The sequence below is a fragment of the Streptomyces sp. NPDC092045 genome (assembly GCF_044756005.1).
Classification (GTDB): Bacteria; Actinomycetota; Actinomycetes; order Streptomycetales; family Streptomycetaceae; genus Streptomyces.
This window is the reverse complement of the sequence record NZ_JBIVSC010000001.1, coordinates 1,159,544-1,177,036: the sequence shown is the minus strand read 5'-3', so window position 1 is coordinate 1,177,036 and position 17,493 is coordinate 1,159,544. Positions and strand designations below refer to the sequence as shown.

The window sequence follows — 17,493 nt, the reverse complement described above, 5'->3', positions numbered from 1 at the left end:
GGCCGTGCGCCGACGGGCGCGGGGGCCTCCTGGTTCCGCGGGAGGGCGCCCCGCGCCCGCCGGCGCACGGGTGGTGGCCGTCAGGGGCTGAACGACATGAACACGAAGGCGGCGAAGATGGAGAGGTGGACGCCGCCCTGGAGGAGCGTGGCCCGTCCGGGCACCACGGTCAGGGCGCTCACCACACCGGTGAGGGCGAGCAGGACCAGGTGGAGGGGGCCCAGGCCGAGGACCAGGGGCCCGGACAGCCAGATCGAGGCGAGCGCGATCGCCGGGACGGTCAGGCCGATGCTGGCGATCGCGGAGCCGTAGGCGAGGTTGAGGCTGGTCTGCATCCGGTCCCGGCGGGCCGCGCGGACGGCGGCGAGGGTCTCGGGGAGCAGCACCATCAGGGCGATGACGACGCCGACGACCGCCTTGGGCAGTCCGGCGGACTCGACGCCGTCCTCGATGGTGGGCGAGATCAGCTTGGCGTTGCCGACGACGGCGACGAGGGCGAGGAGGAGCAGGCCGAGGCTGGTCCAGGTCTCGCGGTCGCTCGGCGGGGCGGCGTGCTCGTCCTCCGACTCGTGGCCGGGGCGTGGCACGGGGAGGAAGTAGTCGCGGTGCCGGATCGTCTGGACGCCGACGAACACGCCGTACAGGAAGAGGGAGGCGACGGCGGCGAAGACGAGCTGGATGCCGGAGAACTCGGGGCCGGGGTGGCTCGTGGTGAAGGTCGGCAGGACCAGCGTCATCGTGGCGAGGGTGCAGACGATGGCGAGCGCGCCGCCGGATCCCTCGGCGTTGAAGACCGCGACGCGGTTGCGGAGCGCGCCGACGAGGAGGGAGAGGCCGACGATGCCGTTGCAGGTGATCATGACGGCGGCGAAGACGGTGTCGCGGGCGTAGGTCGAAGTGCCCTCGCCGCCTCCGACCATCAGGGTGACGATGAGTCCGACTTCGATGATGGTGACGGCCACGGCGAGGACGAGCGAGCCGAAGGGTTCGCCGACGCGGTGGGCGATCACCTCGGCGTGGTGGACCGCCGCGAGGACGGCCGCGATGAGGCAGAGCGTGATGAGCCCCACGACGAAGCCGGGGAGGTCACGCCCCCAGGCCGCGCCCAGGGCCAGCGCCGCCACCACTGGCCCCCAGGTGGTCCACTGCCGTGTCATTGCCGCCGTGCTCGAACTCATGATCCGCATCCTGCCACAAAGGGGGCTTTCGCCCGGTTTCGGTCATTCCAGGGGTTCGGTGAGGCCGCGTTCGTACGCCGCGAGGGTCTCGATGAACATCCGCCGCTCCCGCGCGTCGAGCGGGGCCAGGGCCGCACGCCAGGCGTCGGCGCTGCGTCCGAGCCAGCCGTCGATGGCGGCCCGGTACCGCTCGGAGATGGAGACGATCTTGCGCCTGCGGTCGGCGGGGTCCTCGACCCGTTCGAGCACGCCCTGCTTCGCCAGGTCCCCCGCCATCAGGCTGACGGTGGTGGGGGCCACCTCCAGATGGGCGGCGAGCTCGTTGACGCTCAGCGGTCCGTCGAAGAGGAGGTGGGCGAGGAGGGAGAGATGGCGGGGCGCGAGGGTGAGCGACCGCAGGTCCTCGGGGATCCTGACGCGCTTGACCCGTGCGACCGTCCGAGGCATCAGCAGCAGCAGCGTGCGTACGGCCTCGTCCAGTTCCGGTCCGGGGTCCTCGTCCTCCTCGTGGGCGTTCGCCATCGCGCTCTCCCCCTTCATTTCGGTTTCAAACTCTTCATTTTGCTTTCAAAGCAAAGGGATCTTTACGGGTGATCCTACCGGAAGGGATGTTCGAGCAGGGCCGTTTGGCGGCTGCCCCCGGTGGGAGACAGTGGGCATGACGGAGGATGCGGCGAGACAAGGACGTTCGACCCGGCGCGCGTTCGGCGGCGGGCTGCTGGCCCTCGGAGGAGCCGTGGCGATCGGTGCGGTGCCGGGGGCCGGCCTCGCGGCGGGGGCCGGGAGCGGGCTCGGGAGCGGGTCCGGGGCCGGGGCCGGGGCCGTCGCGCGGCGGACCACGCTGCGGCGCGGTTCGGCCGCGCGGGCCGGGCTCCTCGCGCCGCACCTGGACCGGCTGGTGACGGAGGCCGAGGCGTTCCTCGCCCCCTCCCCCGCGCACCCCTGGTACGCGGGCGCGGTCCTGCTCGCCGGGCGCGGCGGAACCGTGGCCCTGCACCGGGCGATCGGCTCGGCCGTGCGGTACGCCGCCTACGACGAGAAGACCGACACCGGCGTCGAACTGCCGCCGGAGCAGCAGCGGCCGATGACCGAGGACACCGTCTTCGACCTGGCCTCGGTCTCCAAGCTGTTCACCTCGATCCTGGCGGTGCAGCAGATCGAGCGCGGGACGCTCGACCTGGAGGCGAGGGTCACGGCGTACCTGCCCGAGTTCGGCGGCGGCGGGAAGCGGGACGTGACGGTGCGCCAGCTCCTCACCCACACCTCCGGCTTCCGGTCCTGGATCCCCCTCTACCGGGAGCCGACGCGGGAGGGGAAGCTGCGCCTGCTGTGGGAGGAGCGGCTCGCGAACCCGCCGGGGTCCGCGTACCTCTACTCCGATCTCAACCTGATCTCGCTCCAGCTGGTCCTGGAGGAGGTCACCGGTCGCGCCCTGGACGTCCTGCTCCACGACGAGATCACCGCTCCGCTCGGGATGCGCCGCACGCGCTTCAACCCGCCGCCCTCCTGGCGGCCGGACATCGCCGCCACCGAGGACGCCCGGCCGCCCTGGTCGGGTCTGGACCGGGGCATGGTGCGGGGCGAGGTCCACGACGAGAACGCGTACGCGCTCGGCGGGGTCGCCGGGCACGCCGGGGTCTTCTCGCGCGCCTGGGACCTGGCGATCCTCGCCCGCGCCCTGCTCAACGGCGGGGCGTACGGCCGGGCCCGCGTCCTCTCCCCCGCGTCGGTGGAGCTGATGTTCACCGACTTCAACACCGCCTTCCCCGGCGACGCCCACGGGCTCGGCTTCGAGCTCCACCAGCACTGGTACATGGGTGCGATGGCCACGCCCCGCACCGCCGGACACACCGGTTTCACCGGCACCAGCCTCGTCCTGGACCCGACGACCGACGCCTTCCTGATCGTCCTCGGCAACTCCGTGCACCCGGTGCGCTCCTGGCGCTCCGGCTCCGCGCCGCGCGTCGCCACCGCGAACCGGCTGGCCAGGGCCGTGCCCGTGCGGCCGGCCCGGGGGCGCACGGCCTGGTTCTCCGGCATGGAGAGCGGCACCACCGCCACCCTCGCCCTGCCCCCGGTCCCCGGCGCCGCGCGCCTGGAGTGCGCGCTGTGGTGGGACACCGAACCGGACGCGGACGCGGCCTTCCTGGAGGCCTCCCGCGACGGCGGGACGACCTGGGAGCCGTTGCCGTTCGTCACCGCGCGCCCGGCCGGGGAGCCGTCGCCGCACCCGGCGGGGACGGCGGGCGGCTGGTCCGGGCGCGTCTGGCACCGGCTCGCGGCCGAGGTGCCGGAGGCGGCTCGGGGGTCCGCCCCCGTACGGCTGCGGTGGCGGTACGCGACGGACGCGCGGTACGTCGGACGCGGGGTGTACGTGGACGGGATGCGGGTCCTCGACCGCGCGGGGCGCCCGCTCTTCGACGAGGCCCGGCCGGCGGACGGCGCGCGGATCGAGGCGGTGGGCTGGACGGCGTCCCGGGACTGACCGGCCGGCCCGGCCGGAGGGATCCTCAGCCGGCCGCCGCCGTGCGCAGCTCCGTCAGGAGCGGGCTGATCAGGGGGTGTTCCTCGGCTCCGCGCCGTACCGCCGCGAAGACCCGGCGGGTGGGGGCGACCCCGTCCACCGGGCGGACCTCGACGCCCGTCAGGTCCATCCCGCGCAGCGCCGAGCGCGGCACGAGGGCGACGCCGGCGGCGGCGGAGGCGAGGGCGACGACGGCACGGAAGTCGTCGGAGACGTGGGCGAAGCGGGGGGCGAAGCCGGCGTACTCGCAGGCCAGGACGGTGACGTCGTGGCAGGGGTTGCCGGTGGACTGCCCGATCCAGTCGTCCTTGGCGAGGGCGGAGAGCGCGACCCGCCCGCCGGCCGCCAGGGGGTGGCCGGGCGGCAGGACCGCGTCGAAGGCCTCCGCGTAGAGCGGGACGCGGGTGAGGCGGTCGTCGTCCTCGGCGGGGGCGCCCCGGTACTCGACGGCGACGGCCACGTCCACCTGCCGGTCCAGGACCATGAGCAGGCTCTCGTCGCCCTCGGCGTCCCGCACCCGGACCCGGATGCCGGGCGCGGTGCGGGCGAGCGCCGTGAGGGCGGGGGCCACGACGAGGCCGATGCCGGTGGCGAAGGCGGCGACCGTGACGGTGCCGGCCTCGCCGGAGCCGTAGGCGGCGAGTTCGGCCTCGGCGCGCTCCAGCTGGGCCAGGACGGCGTTGGCGTGGCTCAGCAGGATCTCGCCGGCCGGGGTGAGGCGCGCGCCCCGGGCGCTGCGCTCGACCAGGCGGTGGCCGGTCTCCTGCTCCAGGGCGGCGAGCTGCTGGGAGACGGCGGAGGGGGTGAGGTAGAGCGCGGCGGCCGCCGCCGTGACCGTGCGGTGGTCGGCCACCGCACGGAGGATGTGCAACCGCCGCGCTTCGATCATGCCCCCAGTCTCGCAGGCCGGAGGGCCTGCTCCGGCCGTCCCGGTGTCAGCCGGCCAGGGCGGCGCGGGCCGCCACGAAGGCGTCCACGGCCCGGTTCACGTCCTCCGTGGAGTGGGCGGCCGAGAGCTGGACGCGGATGCGGGCCTGTCCCTGCGGCACGACCGGGTACGAGAAGCCGATCACGTACACGCCGCGCTCCAGGAGCAGCTCGGCCATGCGTCCGGCCTCGGAGGCGTCGCCGATCATGACCGGGGCGATGGCGTGGTCGCCGGGGAGGACGTCGAAGCCCTCCTCGGTCATGCGGGAGCGGAAGAGCGCCGTGTTGGCCCTGAGGCGCTCGCGCAGGTCGCCGGCGGCCTCCAGGAGGTCGAGGACCTTGAGGGAGGCGGCGGCGATGACCGGGGCGAGCGTGTTGGAGAAGAGGTACGGGCGGGAGCGCTGGCGCAGCAGGGCGACGATCTCGGCGCGGGCGGCGACGTAGCCGCCGGAGGCGCCGCCGAGGGCCTTGCCGAGGGTGCCGGTGACGATGTCGACGCGGTCCATGACGCCGTGCAGCTCGGGGGTGCCGCGTCCGCCGGGGCCGACGAAGCCGACGGCGTGCGAGTCGTCGACCATGACCATGGCGTCGTAGCGCTCGGCCAGGTCGCAGATCTCGTCCAGCGGGGCGACGTAGCCGTCCATCGAGAAGACGCCGTCGGTGACGATCAGCCTGCGCCGGGCGCCGCCCTCGACGGCCTCCTTGAGCTGCTGCTCCAGGTCGGCCATGTCGCGGTTGGCGTAGCGGAAGCGGCGGGCCTTGGAGAGGCGGATGCCGTCGATGATCGAGGCGTGGTTGAGGGCGTCGGAGATGACGGCGTCCTCGGCGCCGAGGAGCGTCTCGAAGACGCCGCCGTTGGCGTCGAAGCAGGAGGAGTAGAGGATCGTGTCCTCCTGGCCGAGGAAGGAGGAGAGGCGCGCCTCCAGCTCCTTGTGGACCTCCTGCGTGCCGCAGATGAAGCGGACGGACGCCATGCCGTAGCCCCAGCGGTCGAGCGCCCCGTGGGCGGCGGCGACCACCTCGGGGTGGTCGGCGAGGCCCAGGTAGTTGTTGGCGCAGAAGTTGAGCACCTCGCCGGGGCGCCCGCCGGAGGTCACCTCGACAGTGGCCGACTGGGGGGTGCCGATGACGCGCTCGGGCTTGTGGAGTCCGGCCCGCTCGATCTCTGCGAGGGTGGCTCGGATGTCGTCGCGTACGGAATCGAACATGGGTCAGGCTCCCGCAGTCCAGTCGAGGATGATCTTGCCGCTCTTGCCGGAGGCCGCGTCGTCGAAGGCGGCCTCGAAGTCGGTGTGCGCGTAGCGCCCGGTGATCACGGGGGCGAGGTCGAGGCCGCCCTCCAGGAGCACCGACATCGCGTACCAGGTCTCGAACATCTCGCGGCCGTAGATGCCCTTGACCGTGATCATGGAGGTGACGATCTTGGCCCAGTCGACGGCGAAGTCCTCGCTGGGCAGGCCCAGCATGGCGATCTTGCCGCCGTGGGTCATGTTGGCGACCATGTCGCGCATCGCGTGCGGGTTGCCGGACATCTCCAGGCCGACGTCGAAGCCCTCCTTGAGCCCGAGGGTGCGCTGGCCGTCCGCGATGGTCCGCTCGGCGACGTTGAGGGCGAGGGTGACGCCCGTCTTGCGGGCGAGTTCGAGGCGCTCCTCGCTGACGTCGGTGATGACGACGTTGCGGGCGCCGGCGTGCCTGGCGACGGCGGCGGCCATGATGCCGATCGGGCCGGCGCCGGTGACCAGGACGTCCTCGCCGACGAGCGGGAAGGAGAGCGCGGTGTGCACGGCGTTGCCGAAGGGGTCGAAGATCGCGGCGACGTCGAGGTCGACGGGGACGCGGTGCACCCACACGTTGGAGGCGGGCAGCACCACGTACTCGGCGAAGGCGCCGTCGCGGCCGACGCCGAGGCCGACGGTGGCGCGGCAGAGGTGGCGGCGGCCGGCCAGGCAGTTGCGGCACTTGCCGCAGACGAGGTGGCCCTCGCCGCTGACCAGGTCGCCGACGGCGATGTCGGCGACGTCACGGCCGGTGTGGACGACCTCGCCGACGAACTCGTGGCCGAGCGTCAGCGGGGTGTCGATCGTCTTCTGCGCCCAGCCGTCCCAGGAGCGGATGTGCAGGTCGGTGCCGCAGATGCCGGTCCGCTTGACCTTGATGAGGACGTCTCCGGGGCCGGTCTCCGGCTCGGGCACGTCCGTGAGCCAGAGTCCCGGCTCCGCCTTCAGCTTGACCAGTGCCTTCAATGCAACGGCTCCCGACGTGCGTGTCCTGTGATGTGGGGGTGAGGGCAGGGCTGTGCGCCCAAGATCCCTGGAGGAGAATCTCCCGTACGCGCGGCTCCGGGTCCATCGAGGATTTCTTAAGCGCGCTCGCAGATCAGCTTCACACCCCGGGCGGGGACGGCCCGGCGTCAACACGCGGAGGGGACGGCCACCCCCGCGGAGTGGGGTCACCGGCCCAGGACGCTCATCGCCGCGTTGTGGCCGGGGATGCCGCTCACTCCCCCGCCCCGGACCGCGCCCGCGCCGCACAGGAGCACGTTGGCGTGGCGGGTCCCGACGCCCCAGCGTCCGCCGTCCTCCCCGTGGGCCGGTTCGTCCGCGTACGGGAAGGAGAGGTCGCGGTGGAAGATGTGGCCGCCGGGCAGCCGCAGGTCGCGTTCGAGGTCGAGCGGGGTCTTCGCCTCGACGCAGGGGCGGCCGTCCGCGTCGAGGGCGAGGCAGTCGGCGATCGGCTCGTCCAAGTGGGCGTCGAGCTGGGCGAGGGTGGCGGCGAGGAGAGCGGCGCGGGCGCCGTCGTTGTCGGCGGCGAACAGCCGGGCGGGGGCGTGCAGCCCGAAGAGGGTGAGGGTCTGGTGCCCCCGGGCGGCGAGCTCCGGGCCGAGGATCGTCGGATCGGTGAGCGAGTGGCAGTAGATCTCGGAGGGCGGGGCGGTGGGGAGGCGGCCGGCGGCGGCCTCGGCGTGGGCGGCGGCGAGCTGCCCGTACCCCTCGGCGATGTGGAAGGTGCCGGCGAAGGCCTCGCGGGGGTCGACGGAGCGGTCCCGGAGCCTCGGCAGCCGGGTGAGCAGCATGTTGACCTTGAGCTGGGCGCCCTCGGGGGCGGGCGGGGGCGGGTCGCCGAGCAGGGCGGCGAGGTCGCGCGGGGAGGCGTTGACGAGGACGTGGCGCGCCTCGACGGTCCCTTCGCCGTCGGCGGTGCGGTACGTGACCTCGGCGCGGTGTCCGTCGGTCTCGATCCGGGTGACCTCGTGGCCGGTGCGGAGGCGGGCCCCGGCGGCGCGGGCCGCGTCCGCCAGGGCGTCGGTGAGGGCGCCCATGCCGCCCACGGGCACGTCCCAGTCGCCGGTGCCGCCGCCGATGACGTGGTAGAGGAAGCAGCGGTTCTGGAGGAGCGTCGGGTCGTGGGCGTCGGCGAAGGTGCCGATGAGGGCGTCGGTGAGGACCACGCCCCTGACCAGGTCGTCGGCGAAGTTCTCCTCCACGGCGACGCCGAGGGGTTCCTCGAAGAGCATCCGCCAGGTGTCGGCGTCGTCGACGCGGGCGCGCAGGTCGGCGCGGGTCGGGAGCGGTTCGGTGAGGGTGGGGAAGATCCGGCGGGCGGCCCGGCCGGTGCGGGCGTAGAACGCCTGCCAGGCCTCGTACTCCCGGTCGGAGCCGGTCAGCGCGGCGAAGGAGGCGCGGGTGCGCTCGGGGCCGCCGCCGACGAGGAGGCCGCCGTCGCCCTTCGGGGTGTACGAGGAGACGGACCGCTTCCGCACCGCGAACGTCAGCCCCAGCTCCCGGACGATCTTCTCCGGGAGGAGCGAGACGAGGTACGAGTACCGGGAGAGGCGGGCGTCCACCCCGGCGAACGGGCGGGTGGAGACGGCCGCCCCGCCCGTGGAGCCGAGCCGTTCCAGGACGAGGACGGCGCGCCCGGCACGGGCCAGGTAGGCGGCGGCGACGAGCCCGTTGTGCCCGCCCCCGACGACGACGGCGTCGTACGGGGCGGCGGACGCGGGACGGCCCGGGAGCCGGTCGGAGGCGGTCATGGCTCATGCTCACACGCGGGCGGGGGCCGGGGAAGGGGGCGGGGCCGGGGGCCGTCGCCCTCCGTGGGGGCGGTCAGGCGGGGGCCGCTCCCCGGGGCGGCGTGGCCGCTCCGAGGAGGAGGGCGGCGGCCTCGGCGGGGCGGCCGAGGCGCTCCAGGCAGTGGGCCTCGTCCTCCAGGGCGGCGACGGTGTCGGGGTGCGCGGGGCCCAGGAGCCGGGTGCGGGCGGCGGCGACGGCCCGGTGGGTCTTCCGGGCCTCCTCCCAGCGGCCGAGCCGGCCGAGGGCGACGGCGGACTCGCGGCGGCTGAGGAGGGTGTCCGGGTGGTCGGCGCCCAGGACGCGCTCCCGGGCGGCGTGGACGTCCCGGGACTCCGCGAGCGCGTCGTCCCAGCGGCCGAGCCGGCCGAGGTTGACGGCGAGGGCGTGGCGGGCGCGCAGGGTCTCGGGTCCGTCGGCGCCCTGGGCGCGGGTGCGGGCGGCGACGAGGTCGCGGCAGACGTCCAGGGCGTCCGCGGCCTGGCCGAGCCGGCCGAGGAAGACACCGGTCTCGTAGCGGGCGGCGAGGGTTTCGGGGTGGTCGGCGCCGAGGGCCGCGGCGCGCGTCTCGGCGACCGCGCGGTACTGGGCGAGGGCCTCCTCGCCGCGTCCCAGGCGCCCCAGGACGTGGGCGACCTCGTGGCGGGTCGCCAGGGTGTCGGGGTGGTCGGGGCCGAGCAGCCGGGCCCGTGCCTCCGCGACCTCGTGCGCCGTGCGGTACGACTCCTCCAGGCGCCCGAGGCGGCCGAGGGTGAACGCCAGGTTGTGGCGGCAGCGCAGGGTGTCGGGGTGGTCGGGGCCGACGGTGCGCTCGCGGGCGGCGAGCACCTCGACGTAGAGCTCGTACGCCTCGGGGTGCCGTCCGAGGCGCCCGAGCGCGTACGCCCGCTCCTGCCGCGCCGCGAGGGTGTCGGGGTGGTCGGGGCCGAGGACGCGGGCGCGGGCCCGGGCGACCCGGTCGAAGGCGTGCAGGGCGTCGGCGGGGCGGTCGAGCCGGGCGAGGGCGAAGCCGACCTCGTAGTGGCTGGCGAGGGTGTCGGGGTGGTCGGGGCCCAGGACGCGCGAGCGGTCCTCGGCGACGGAGCGGTGCACCGCCTCGGCCTCGTCCCAGCGGCCGAGCCGGCCGAGGCCCATCCCGGCCCGGTACCGGCCGGCGAGCACCGCGACCAGCTCGGCGGGGGGCGCGGGGACGGCGGCGGAGTGCGCGGCGCCGGCGGTGTCGGCGGGCGCGGCGGTGGTCCACTCGGTGGTGAGGACGGCCGCGGCGGGGTCGTGGGCGGCCGGGCGCGGGCCGTCGGCGGCGGTGACGGCGGCCGGGCGGGGCCCGCCGGCCATGCCGCGGGCCCACGCGGGCGCGGACGCGACGGGACCGGGCGAGGCGGGACCGGGGACGACGGGGCCGGGGCCGACCGGTGCGGGCCGGGTCGGCGGCAGGGGCGGCTGCGCGGGCACGCCGGGCGGCGCGAACGGGGACGGGCCCGCGCGGCCCGAGACGATCCGGCGGCGCAGGTCGCCCGCGTCGGCCGGGCGCTCCTCGGGGACCTTGGCGAGCAGGTCGACGACGAGGCGGTCGAAGTAGTCGGGCAGCTCGGCCCGGTGGGAGCGCGGCGGGCGCGGCACCGTGTCCCGGTGGCCGATGAGGATGGCCCAGGAGTCGCCGAGGTCGAAGGGCGGGACGCCGGTGGCGAGTTCGTACAGGACGCACCCCAGCGAGTAGAGGTCGCTGCGGTGGTCGATCTCGCCGCCGCCGATCTGCTCCGGGGACATGTAGTGCGGCGTCCCCATGGCGATGCCGGTCCCGGTGAGCTTGGAGGTGAAGCCCATGTCGGCGCCCAGGCGCGCTATCCCGAAGTCGCAGATCTTCACCGTGCCGTCCCGCAGCCGCATGATGTTGGCCGGCTTCAGGTCGCGGTGCACGATGCCCTGGCGGTGCGTGTAGGCGAGGGCGTCGGCGACCTGGTCGGTGATCTCGACGAGGTCCTGGACGGGCAGCGGGTTCTGGGCGTTGGCCGCGAGGAGCTGGCTGAGGTTGCGGCCCTCCAGGAGCTCCATGACGAGGAAGAGCACGCCCTCGTACTCGCCGAAGTCGTGCACGACGGTGATGCCCCGGTGCTGGAGCGCGGCGGCCACCCGGGCCTCGCGCCGGAAGCGCTCGCGCACGATGTCGCGGGAGTGGGGGTCCTGTTGCGGACCGAGGGGTTTGAGGCACTTCACGGCGACGCGGCGGCCGAGCGCCTCGTCGGTGGCGTGCCACACCTCGCCCATGCCCCCGCGGCCGATGACCTCGTGCAGCCGGTACCGGCCCTGGATCAGTCTGGAGTCCCCCATCGCGTGCCGCCGCCCCCGTCGATTCCGTGCGCCCTTTCCGGTGTGTCCAGTATGGCCGCCGGTTCGGACAACGGGTACGGGGTGGGGTACGCGCAGGGGTCGGGCCGCGTCTCCGGGCCGAGCCGCTCCACGGCCCGCAGGACGTGCCGGGGCGGCAGCCTCCAGCGCAGGCCGGAGGGGACGCAGCGCAGGAGGTTGGCCGTGGTGACGAGCCGGCGGGTGACGGTCTCCGGCGGCGGGGCGGGGCGTCCGTAGAGGGCGTGGGCGTACGGGGGCAGGGTGTCGTACGCGAGTGCCGTGACGCGCCGCCAGACCACCTCGCGCGCCGGGACCAGGACGGGTTCGACGGGCGGGCGGCGCAGGAAGTCCTCGACGGTCCGGGCGTCGGGCCCGGCGGCGAGCCGGGGGCGCGTCTCCTCGAAGTAGGCGGCGAGTCCGGCGGTGGAGGCGGGGACGGCGTCCGGGTCGAGGCCGACGAGCCGGGCCGAGGCGCGGTGTTCGCCGACGTAGCGGTCGGCCTCGGCGTCGGTGAGCGGGATCCCGGAGCGGCGGGCGACGGAGAGGTACGAGTCGGTCTCGGCGCAGTGGACCCAGAGCAGCAGCTCGGGGTCGTCCACGCCGAGCCTCCGGTGGATGCGGCGGACGCGGGCGCCGGCCTCCTCCGCGGCCCCGGTGGTCCCGTAGCTGAGGGTCCCGACGAAGTTCGCGGTCCGCATCAGGCGGCCCCAGGGGTCCTGCCGGAAACTGCTGTTGATCATGACGCCGCGGACGGCGACGGGGTGCAGCGCCTGGAGCCAGAGGGCCCGGATGCCGGCGATCCACATCACGGGGTCGCTGTGCAGCTGCCAGGTCACGGAGCGGGGCCCGAAGAGCCCGGGGTCGGCGTCCTGCCTCATGGCGTTCAGGCTACGCCGGGACGGGCCCGGGAGCGCCCGCCGGTACGGCCCTTCTCGCGGACGCCCCCTTTCCTGCGGTCCCCCGCCCCCGCGCCGGCCGTCCGCGTCCGGGCCGCGACCGACCCCGCCCCTGGCCCATCCGGCCCCTCTTGCGGGCACGCCCTCCTGTGTCACGCCGCCTTCGGGCGGATCGGGCACCACGATGGGGTGCGGACCGAGGGGTGGCTCCGGATCTGGGCGACTTCGGGTCCGGATGGCTCCGGGCCGGGGCACGTCAGGGCCTGGCGTGTCCGGTGCGGGGTGCGTCCGGGCCGGTGTACGTCCGGTGCGGGGTGTGTCCGGTGCGGCGGCGCGGGGCAGACGCCCCGGAATGCGTCGGGGCCGACCGGCCGGGCGATCTCGTCCGCGCGCGCACCCCGCGCAACCCGCACAACTCGTACGACCCGCACGACTCACACGACTCACACGACGGAGGAGACATGCGCAGGAACAAGCGCTCGGACGGCGCGTCCCCGACCGACGAGGAGCTCGACGCGCTCGACGCCCACTGGAGGGCGGCCAACTACCTCGCCGTCGGCCAGATCTACCTGATGGACAACCCGCTGCTGCGCAAGCCCCTGGAACCGGAGCACATCAAGCCCCGGTTGCTCGGGCACTGGGGCACCTCCCCGGGGCTCAACCTCGTGCACACCCACCTCAACCGGGTGATCCGGAACCGCGGCATCGACGCCCTGTGCGTCTGGGGCCCGGGACATGGCGGCCCGGCCGTCCTCGCGAACTCCTGGCTGGAGGGCAGCTACAGCGAGGTCTACCCCGACGTGAGCCGGGACGAGGAGGGCATGGCCCGGCTGTTCCGGCAGTTCTCCTTCCCCGGCGGGGTGCCGAGCCACGTGGCGCCCGAGACCCCCGGCTCGATCCACGAGGGCGGCGAGCTGGGCTACTCGCTGTCGCACGCGTACGGCGCCGCCCTCGACAACCCGGACCTCCTGGTGGCCTGCGTCATCGGCGACGGCGAGGCGGAGACGGGCCCGCTCGCCGCGTCCTGGCACGCGAACAAGTTCCTCGACCCCGTCCACGACGGGGCCGTGCTGCCGATCCTCCACCTCAACGGCTACAAGATCGCGAACCCCACCGTGCTCGCCCGGCTCCCCGAGGCGGAGCTCGACGAGCTGCTGCGGGGCTACGGCCACGAGCCCCTGCACGTGACCGGCGACGACCCGCGCCGGGTGCACCGGGCGATGGCGGCCGCGATGGACACGGCGCTCGACCGCGTCCGGGACATCCAGCGCGCGGCGCGCGACGGCGGGTCCGCCGAGCGGCCGAGGTGGCCGGTGATCGTCCTGCGCACGCCGAAGGGCTGGACCGGCCCGGAGGAGGTGGACGGGCTGCCCGTCGAGGGCACCTGGCGCTCCCACCAGGTGCCCCTGCCGGGCGTGCGGGAGAACGCGGAGCACCGCGCGCAGCTGGAGGCCTGGCTGCGCTCGTACCGTCCGGAGGAGCTCTTCGGCGACGACGGCACGCCGTCCGCGCGGGTGCTCGCCTGCGTGCCGGACGGCGAGCGCCGCCTCGGCGCCACCCCGCACGCCAACGGCGGCCTGCTGCGGCGGGACCTGCCCGTACCGCCCCTGGAGCGCTTCGCCGTGGCGGTGGAGGAGCCGGGCGCCACCCGGCACGAGCCGACCGGCGTCCTCGGGGACCTCCTGGAGGCCGTCATGGCCGCCACGGCGGACCGGCGGGACTTCCGCCTCGTCGGCCCCGACGAGACCGCGTCGAACCGCCTCCAGGCGGTGTACGGGGCCAGCGGCAAGGCCTGGCAGGAACCGCTCCTGAAGACCGACGAGCACCTCGACCGGCACGGGCGCGTGATGGAGATCCTCTCCGAGCACACCTGCCAGGGCTGGCTGGAGGGGTACCTGCTCACCGGTCGGCACGGGCTGTTCTCCTGCTACGAGGCGTTCGTCCACATCGTCGACTCCATGGTCAACCAGCACATCAAGTGGCTGCGGACCTCGCGCGCCCTGCCGTGGCGGGCGCCGATCGCCTCGCTCAACTACCTGCTGACGTCGCACGTGTGGCGGCAGGACCACAACGGCTTCTCGCACCAGGACCCGGGCTTCGTGGACCACGTGCTCAACAAGAGCCCCGAGGTCGTCCGCGTCTACCTGCCGCCGGACGCCAACACCCTGCTGTCGGTCGCGGACCACGCGCTGCGCAGCCGCGACTACGTCAACGTGATCGTCGCCGGCAAGCAGCCCTGCTTCGACTGGCTGTCCCTGGACGAGGCCCGCGCCCACTGCGCCCGGGGCGCCGGGGTGTGGGAGTGGGCGGGCACCGAGGACGGCACGCGCGAGCCGGACGTGGTCCTCGCCTGCGCGGGCGACGTGCCGACCCAGGAGGTGCTGGCGGCGGCGGGCCTGCTGCGGCGCCACCTGCCCGACCTGGCGGTCCGGGTGGTGAACGTGGTCGACATGACGCGGCTCATGCCCCACGAGGAGCACCCGCACGGCATGACCGACGGGGAGTACGACGCGCTGTTCACCACCGACCGGCCGGTGATCTTCGGCTACCACGGCTACCCCTGGCTGGTGCACCGGCTGGCGTACCGCCGCGCCGGGCACGCGAACCTGCACGTGCGGGGCTACAAGGAGATGGGCACCACCACGACGCCCTTCGACATGGTCGTGCGCAACGACCTCGACCGCTACCGCCTGGTGATGGACGTGATCGACCGCGTGCCCGGTCTGGGCGTACGGGCCGTGGGGGTGCGGCAGGCCATGGCGGACGCCCGTACCCGCCACCACTCCTGGATCCGGGAGCACGGCACCGACATGCCCGAGGTCGCCGACTGGAGTTGGGCCGGGGACGACGACCGGCACGGGAGCACCCCGTGACGGACGGTCCCGGTGGGGGCGGGTACGGGTCCGCCGGGCCGGGGGAGCCGCCCCCGGTCCTCCGGGGGCCGGGGCGCCGGCGCGGGTCTTCCTCGTGGACGAGCACGAGGTGGTCCGCAGGGGCCTGCGCGACCTGATCGACGACGGGCTTCGTGCGGATGGTGATCCGCATGGGGTACGGCCCCCGGGGGCGGGCCCCCGCCGGCCGGTCTCCGAGGTGCTCCGGTCCGTCTGAGCGCCCGCCCGGGGGTCACAGCCGGAGCCAGCGCTCCTCCCCCGCCGCGATCCGGTACCGGCGGCCGCCGGGAAGGACGACGGCGAGCGAGCTGCGGGACGAGGACGGCACGCGGACGGCCAGCCGCCCGGGGAGCACGCGCACGTGCACTCCCCGGTGCCCGTGGAAGCAGATCGTGAAGGCGAACCGGGGGATCTGCGCGAGGGCCACCGGTTCCACGCGGAGTCCTTCCGGACCGGCCTCCAGGCCGGTGATGCCGCGCTCCACGAGGTCGACCGTGCCCGCCATCGCCCCGAGGTGGATGCCCTCCCCGGTCGTCCCGCCCTGGACGTCGGCCACGTCGCCGAGCAGGGCCTCCTCGCAGTACCGCCAGGCGTCGGCGCCCTTCTGCCGGGCGATCACCCGGCCGTGGACGAGGCTGCTGAGCGTCGAGCCGTGGCTGGTGCGCCGCAGGTGGTACGCGACGGTGGCGCGCCACACGTCGTCGTCGAGGCGGTGGCCGAGCCGGGCGAAGAGGCCGTACAGCTCGGCGGGCCGGAAGAGGTATCCGAGCATGAGCGTGTCGGCCTGTTTGGAGGCCTGGTAGCGGTTGACCGTGTCGCCCTCCGCCTCCAGGATCCGGTCGAGCCTGCGGATGTCGCCGTACCGCGCCCGGTACGCCTCCCAGTCGAGTTCGGCCAGGTCGCCGTAGCCCTCGAACTGGCTGATCACACCCCGGTGGAACGGGATGTGGAGGCGGCGGGAGACGTCGTCCCAGCGGGCGAGCTCCTCGTCGTCGAGCGACAGTTCCTCCGTCAGCTCCGCCCGCCGGGCGTCGGGCAGCTCGGCCAGGAGGTCGAGGCCCCGGGCGAGGACCCAGGCGGCGGTGGCGTTGGTGTAGGCGTTGTCGTCGACGCCCGGGGCCGTGGCGCCGGGATAGGCGTCGTGGTACTCGTCGGGGCCCACGACCCCTCGGATCCGGTAGCGCCCCAGGGCGGGGTCGAGGTCGGCGGCGCCGGCCCAGTGGCGGGCGATCTCCACCAGCGTCTCGGCCCCCTCGGCGTGCAGGAACCCGCGGTCGCCGGTGGCCTGCGCGTACTGCCACACGTTGTACGCGACGGCCGAGCCCACGTGGCGCTGGAGGTGCGAGTGGTCGGGGAGCCAGCGGCCCGAGCGGGGGTTGAGGTGCAGCTCCTGGGTCTCCTCCCGGCCCGAGCTCGCGCTCTGCCACGGGTAGACGGCTCCCGCGGCGCCGACCCGGCGCGCCTCGGCGCGCGCGGCCGGGAGCCGACGGTGGCGGTACATGAGCAGGGCCCGGGCCACCTCGGGGAAGTGGAGGTTCAGATAGGGCAGGACGAACAGCTCGTCCCAGAAGACGTGCCCCCGGTAGGCCTCGCCGTGCAGGCCCCGGGCGGGGACGCCCACGTCGAGTTCGGCCGTGTGCGGGGAGAGCGTCTGGAGCAGGTGGAACAGGTGGAGGCGCAGGATGCGGCCCACCTCGCCGGGGACGTACAGCTCGCCCTGCTCCCAGAGGCGCCGCCAGGACGCCTCATGGGTGGCCAGGAGCCGGGGGAAGGCGGGCGCGAGGGCGAGGTCCTCACAGGCCGCCGTGCGCGGGTCGCCGTCCGGCCGGTCCGCCGAGGTGCGCAGGACCAGGGTCTTCACCAGCGTCGCCGGGCGGCGGGGGCCGACCGGCAGGCGGTACGTCCGGACGGTGCCGGTCGGCACGGCGGTCGCCTCGGCGGGCGCCGCGGGACGGACGTCCGTGCGGACGGCCAGGGCGAGGCGGAGACCCGGGTCGGTGGTGCGGCAGGAGAGCCAGTCGGTCCCGTCGGGCCCGCAGCCGCTCCGGTGGTCCGTGAGGTGGCGGCCCTCCAGGTTCCGGTAGCGCTCCACCCCGGCGTTGACGACCGCGCCGTCGAGGACGGACTCCACCTCGACGGCGCCGGTCCAGCCGTAGGCGCGGAACGTGCTGCGCTGGGCCGCGAGGCGCGGGTCGCCCATGTGCACGATCCGGGTGTGTCCGACGCGCAGTCCGCGTCCGTCCGCGTCCCGGAAGAACAGGTGCCGGGTGAGCGTCCCGGCCCGCAGGTCGAGGCGCACGCCGTAGTGGCGCAGGTCCGGGGAGTCGGGCGTCAGCCAGACGCCGGGCGGCCCGCCGTCGGGGAGGCAGCGGTAGCGCAGGCGCGTCCAGTCGGGGAGGTTGACCATGTCCTCGTTCTCGATGCGCCGGCCGGCGACGTCCGAGGCGCGCCGGTCGTAGCAGCCGGCCAGGTAGGTGCCCGGGTAGTGGACGGGCCCGGCCGGGCACTCGGGCGCGGAGCCCCGGGTGGCGAACCGGCCGTTGCCGAGCGTGCAGAGCGATTCGACGAGGCGCTCGCGCGCCGGGTCGTACCGGTCGTAGCCCCACGTCCAGTCCGTGGTCGCGTCCGCGTTCCACGTCCGGTCCGTGGCCATGTCCG

The 17,493-nt window shown here is 74.9% G+C and carries 11 protein-coding genes; 2 read left to right on the top strand and 9 right to left on the bottom strand.

The features are described 5' to 3' along the window. Positions 1–80 precede the first annotated feature (80 nt). Both ACIQKA_RS05070 and ACIQKA_RS05065 read right to left on the bottom strand, forming a co-directional pair. Positions 81–1,178 carry a calcium:proton antiporter gene (locus ACIQKA_RS05070; RefSeq protein WP_383152469.1) on the bottom strand — a complete coding sequence of 366 codons (1,098 nt, stop codon included), beginning with the start codon at positions 1,176–1,178 and terminating at the stop codon, positions 81–83. Positions 1,179–1,220: 42 nt separating this feature from the next. Beyond that, the gene (locus ACIQKA_RS05065; protein WP_383429263.1) at positions 1,221–1,700 is read right to left on the bottom strand and encodes a MarR family winged helix-turn-helix transcriptional regulator; all 480 of its coding nucleotides are present in this window, start codon (positions 1,698–1,700) and stop codon (positions 1,221–1,223) included. A 136-nt stretch (positions 1,701–1,836) separates the two neighbouring features. On the opposite strand from ACIQKA_RS05065, the gene ACIQKA_RS05060 reads away from it, so the two are divergent. Continuing rightward, the gene (locus tag ACIQKA_RS05060) at positions 1,837–3,663 is read left to right on the top strand and encodes a serine hydrolase (RefSeq protein WP_402539995.1); all 1,827 of its coding nucleotides are present in this window, start codon (positions 1,837–1,839) and stop codon (positions 3,661–3,663) included. A 25-nt stretch (positions 3,664–3,688) separates the two neighbouring features. Here ACIQKA_RS05060 and ACIQKA_RS05055 read toward each other — a convergent pair whose 3' ends face one another. From ACIQKA_RS05055 to ACIQKA_RS05030, 6 genes are all read right to left on the bottom strand, one after another. Beyond that, positions 3,689–4,591, bottom strand: a complete 903-nt coding sequence (locus ACIQKA_RS05055; RefSeq protein WP_383429260.1) for a LysR family transcriptional regulator — start codon at positions 4,589–4,591, stop codon at positions 3,689–3,691. A 46-nt stretch (positions 4,592–4,637) separates the two neighbouring features. Further along, the gene (locus tag ACIQKA_RS05050) at positions 4,638–5,837 is read right to left on the bottom strand and encodes a glycine C-acetyltransferase (RefSeq protein WP_391093576.1); all 1,200 of its coding nucleotides are present in this window, start codon (positions 5,835–5,837) and stop codon (positions 4,638–4,640) included. A gap of 3 nt (positions 5,838–5,840) precedes the next feature. After that, positions 5,841–6,875, bottom strand: a complete 1,035-nt coding sequence (gene tdh, locus ACIQKA_RS05045; RefSeq protein ID WP_383152474.1) for an L-threonine 3-dehydrogenase — start codon at positions 6,873–6,875, stop codon at positions 5,841–5,843. Between the two features lie 206 nt (positions 6,876–7,081). Beyond that, positions 7,082–8,665, bottom strand: coding sequence for a phytoene desaturase family protein (locus tag ACIQKA_RS05040; protein WP_402539994.1), 1,584 nt, complete (start codon positions 8,663–8,665; stop codon positions 7,082–7,084). A 73-nt stretch (positions 8,666–8,738) separates the two neighbouring features. After that, positions 8,739–11,030, bottom strand: a complete 2,292-nt coding sequence (locus tag ACIQKA_RS05035; protein ID WP_391093580.1) for a tetratricopeptide repeat protein — start codon at positions 11,028–11,030, stop codon at positions 8,739–8,741. After that, positions 11,012–11,926 carry an oxygenase MpaB family protein gene (locus ACIQKA_RS05030; protein ID WP_383448373.1) on the bottom strand — a complete coding sequence of 305 codons (915 nt, stop codon included), beginning with the start codon at positions 11,924–11,926 and terminating at the stop codon, positions 11,012–11,014. Before ACIQKA_RS05030 ends, ACIQKA_RS05035 begins: the two co-directional genes overlap by 19 nt. A gap of 479 nt (positions 11,927–12,405) precedes the next feature. Between ACIQKA_RS05030 and ACIQKA_RS05025 the strand changes: the two genes are divergently transcribed. Beyond that, positions 12,406–14,817, top strand: a complete 2,412-nt coding sequence (locus tag ACIQKA_RS05025) for a phosphoketolase (RefSeq protein WP_383152478.1) — start codon at positions 12,406–12,408, stop codon at positions 14,815–14,817. A gap of 250 nt (positions 14,818–15,067) precedes the next feature. Here ACIQKA_RS05025 and ACIQKA_RS05020 read toward each other — a convergent pair whose 3' ends face one another. Beyond that, positions 15,068–17,488 (bottom strand): glycoside hydrolase family 65 protein, encoded by a 2,421-nt coding sequence (locus tag ACIQKA_RS05020; RefSeq protein WP_402540253.1) that lies wholly within the window; start codon positions 17,486–17,488, stop codon positions 15,068–15,070. Positions 17,489–17,493: the final 5 nt, after the last annotated feature.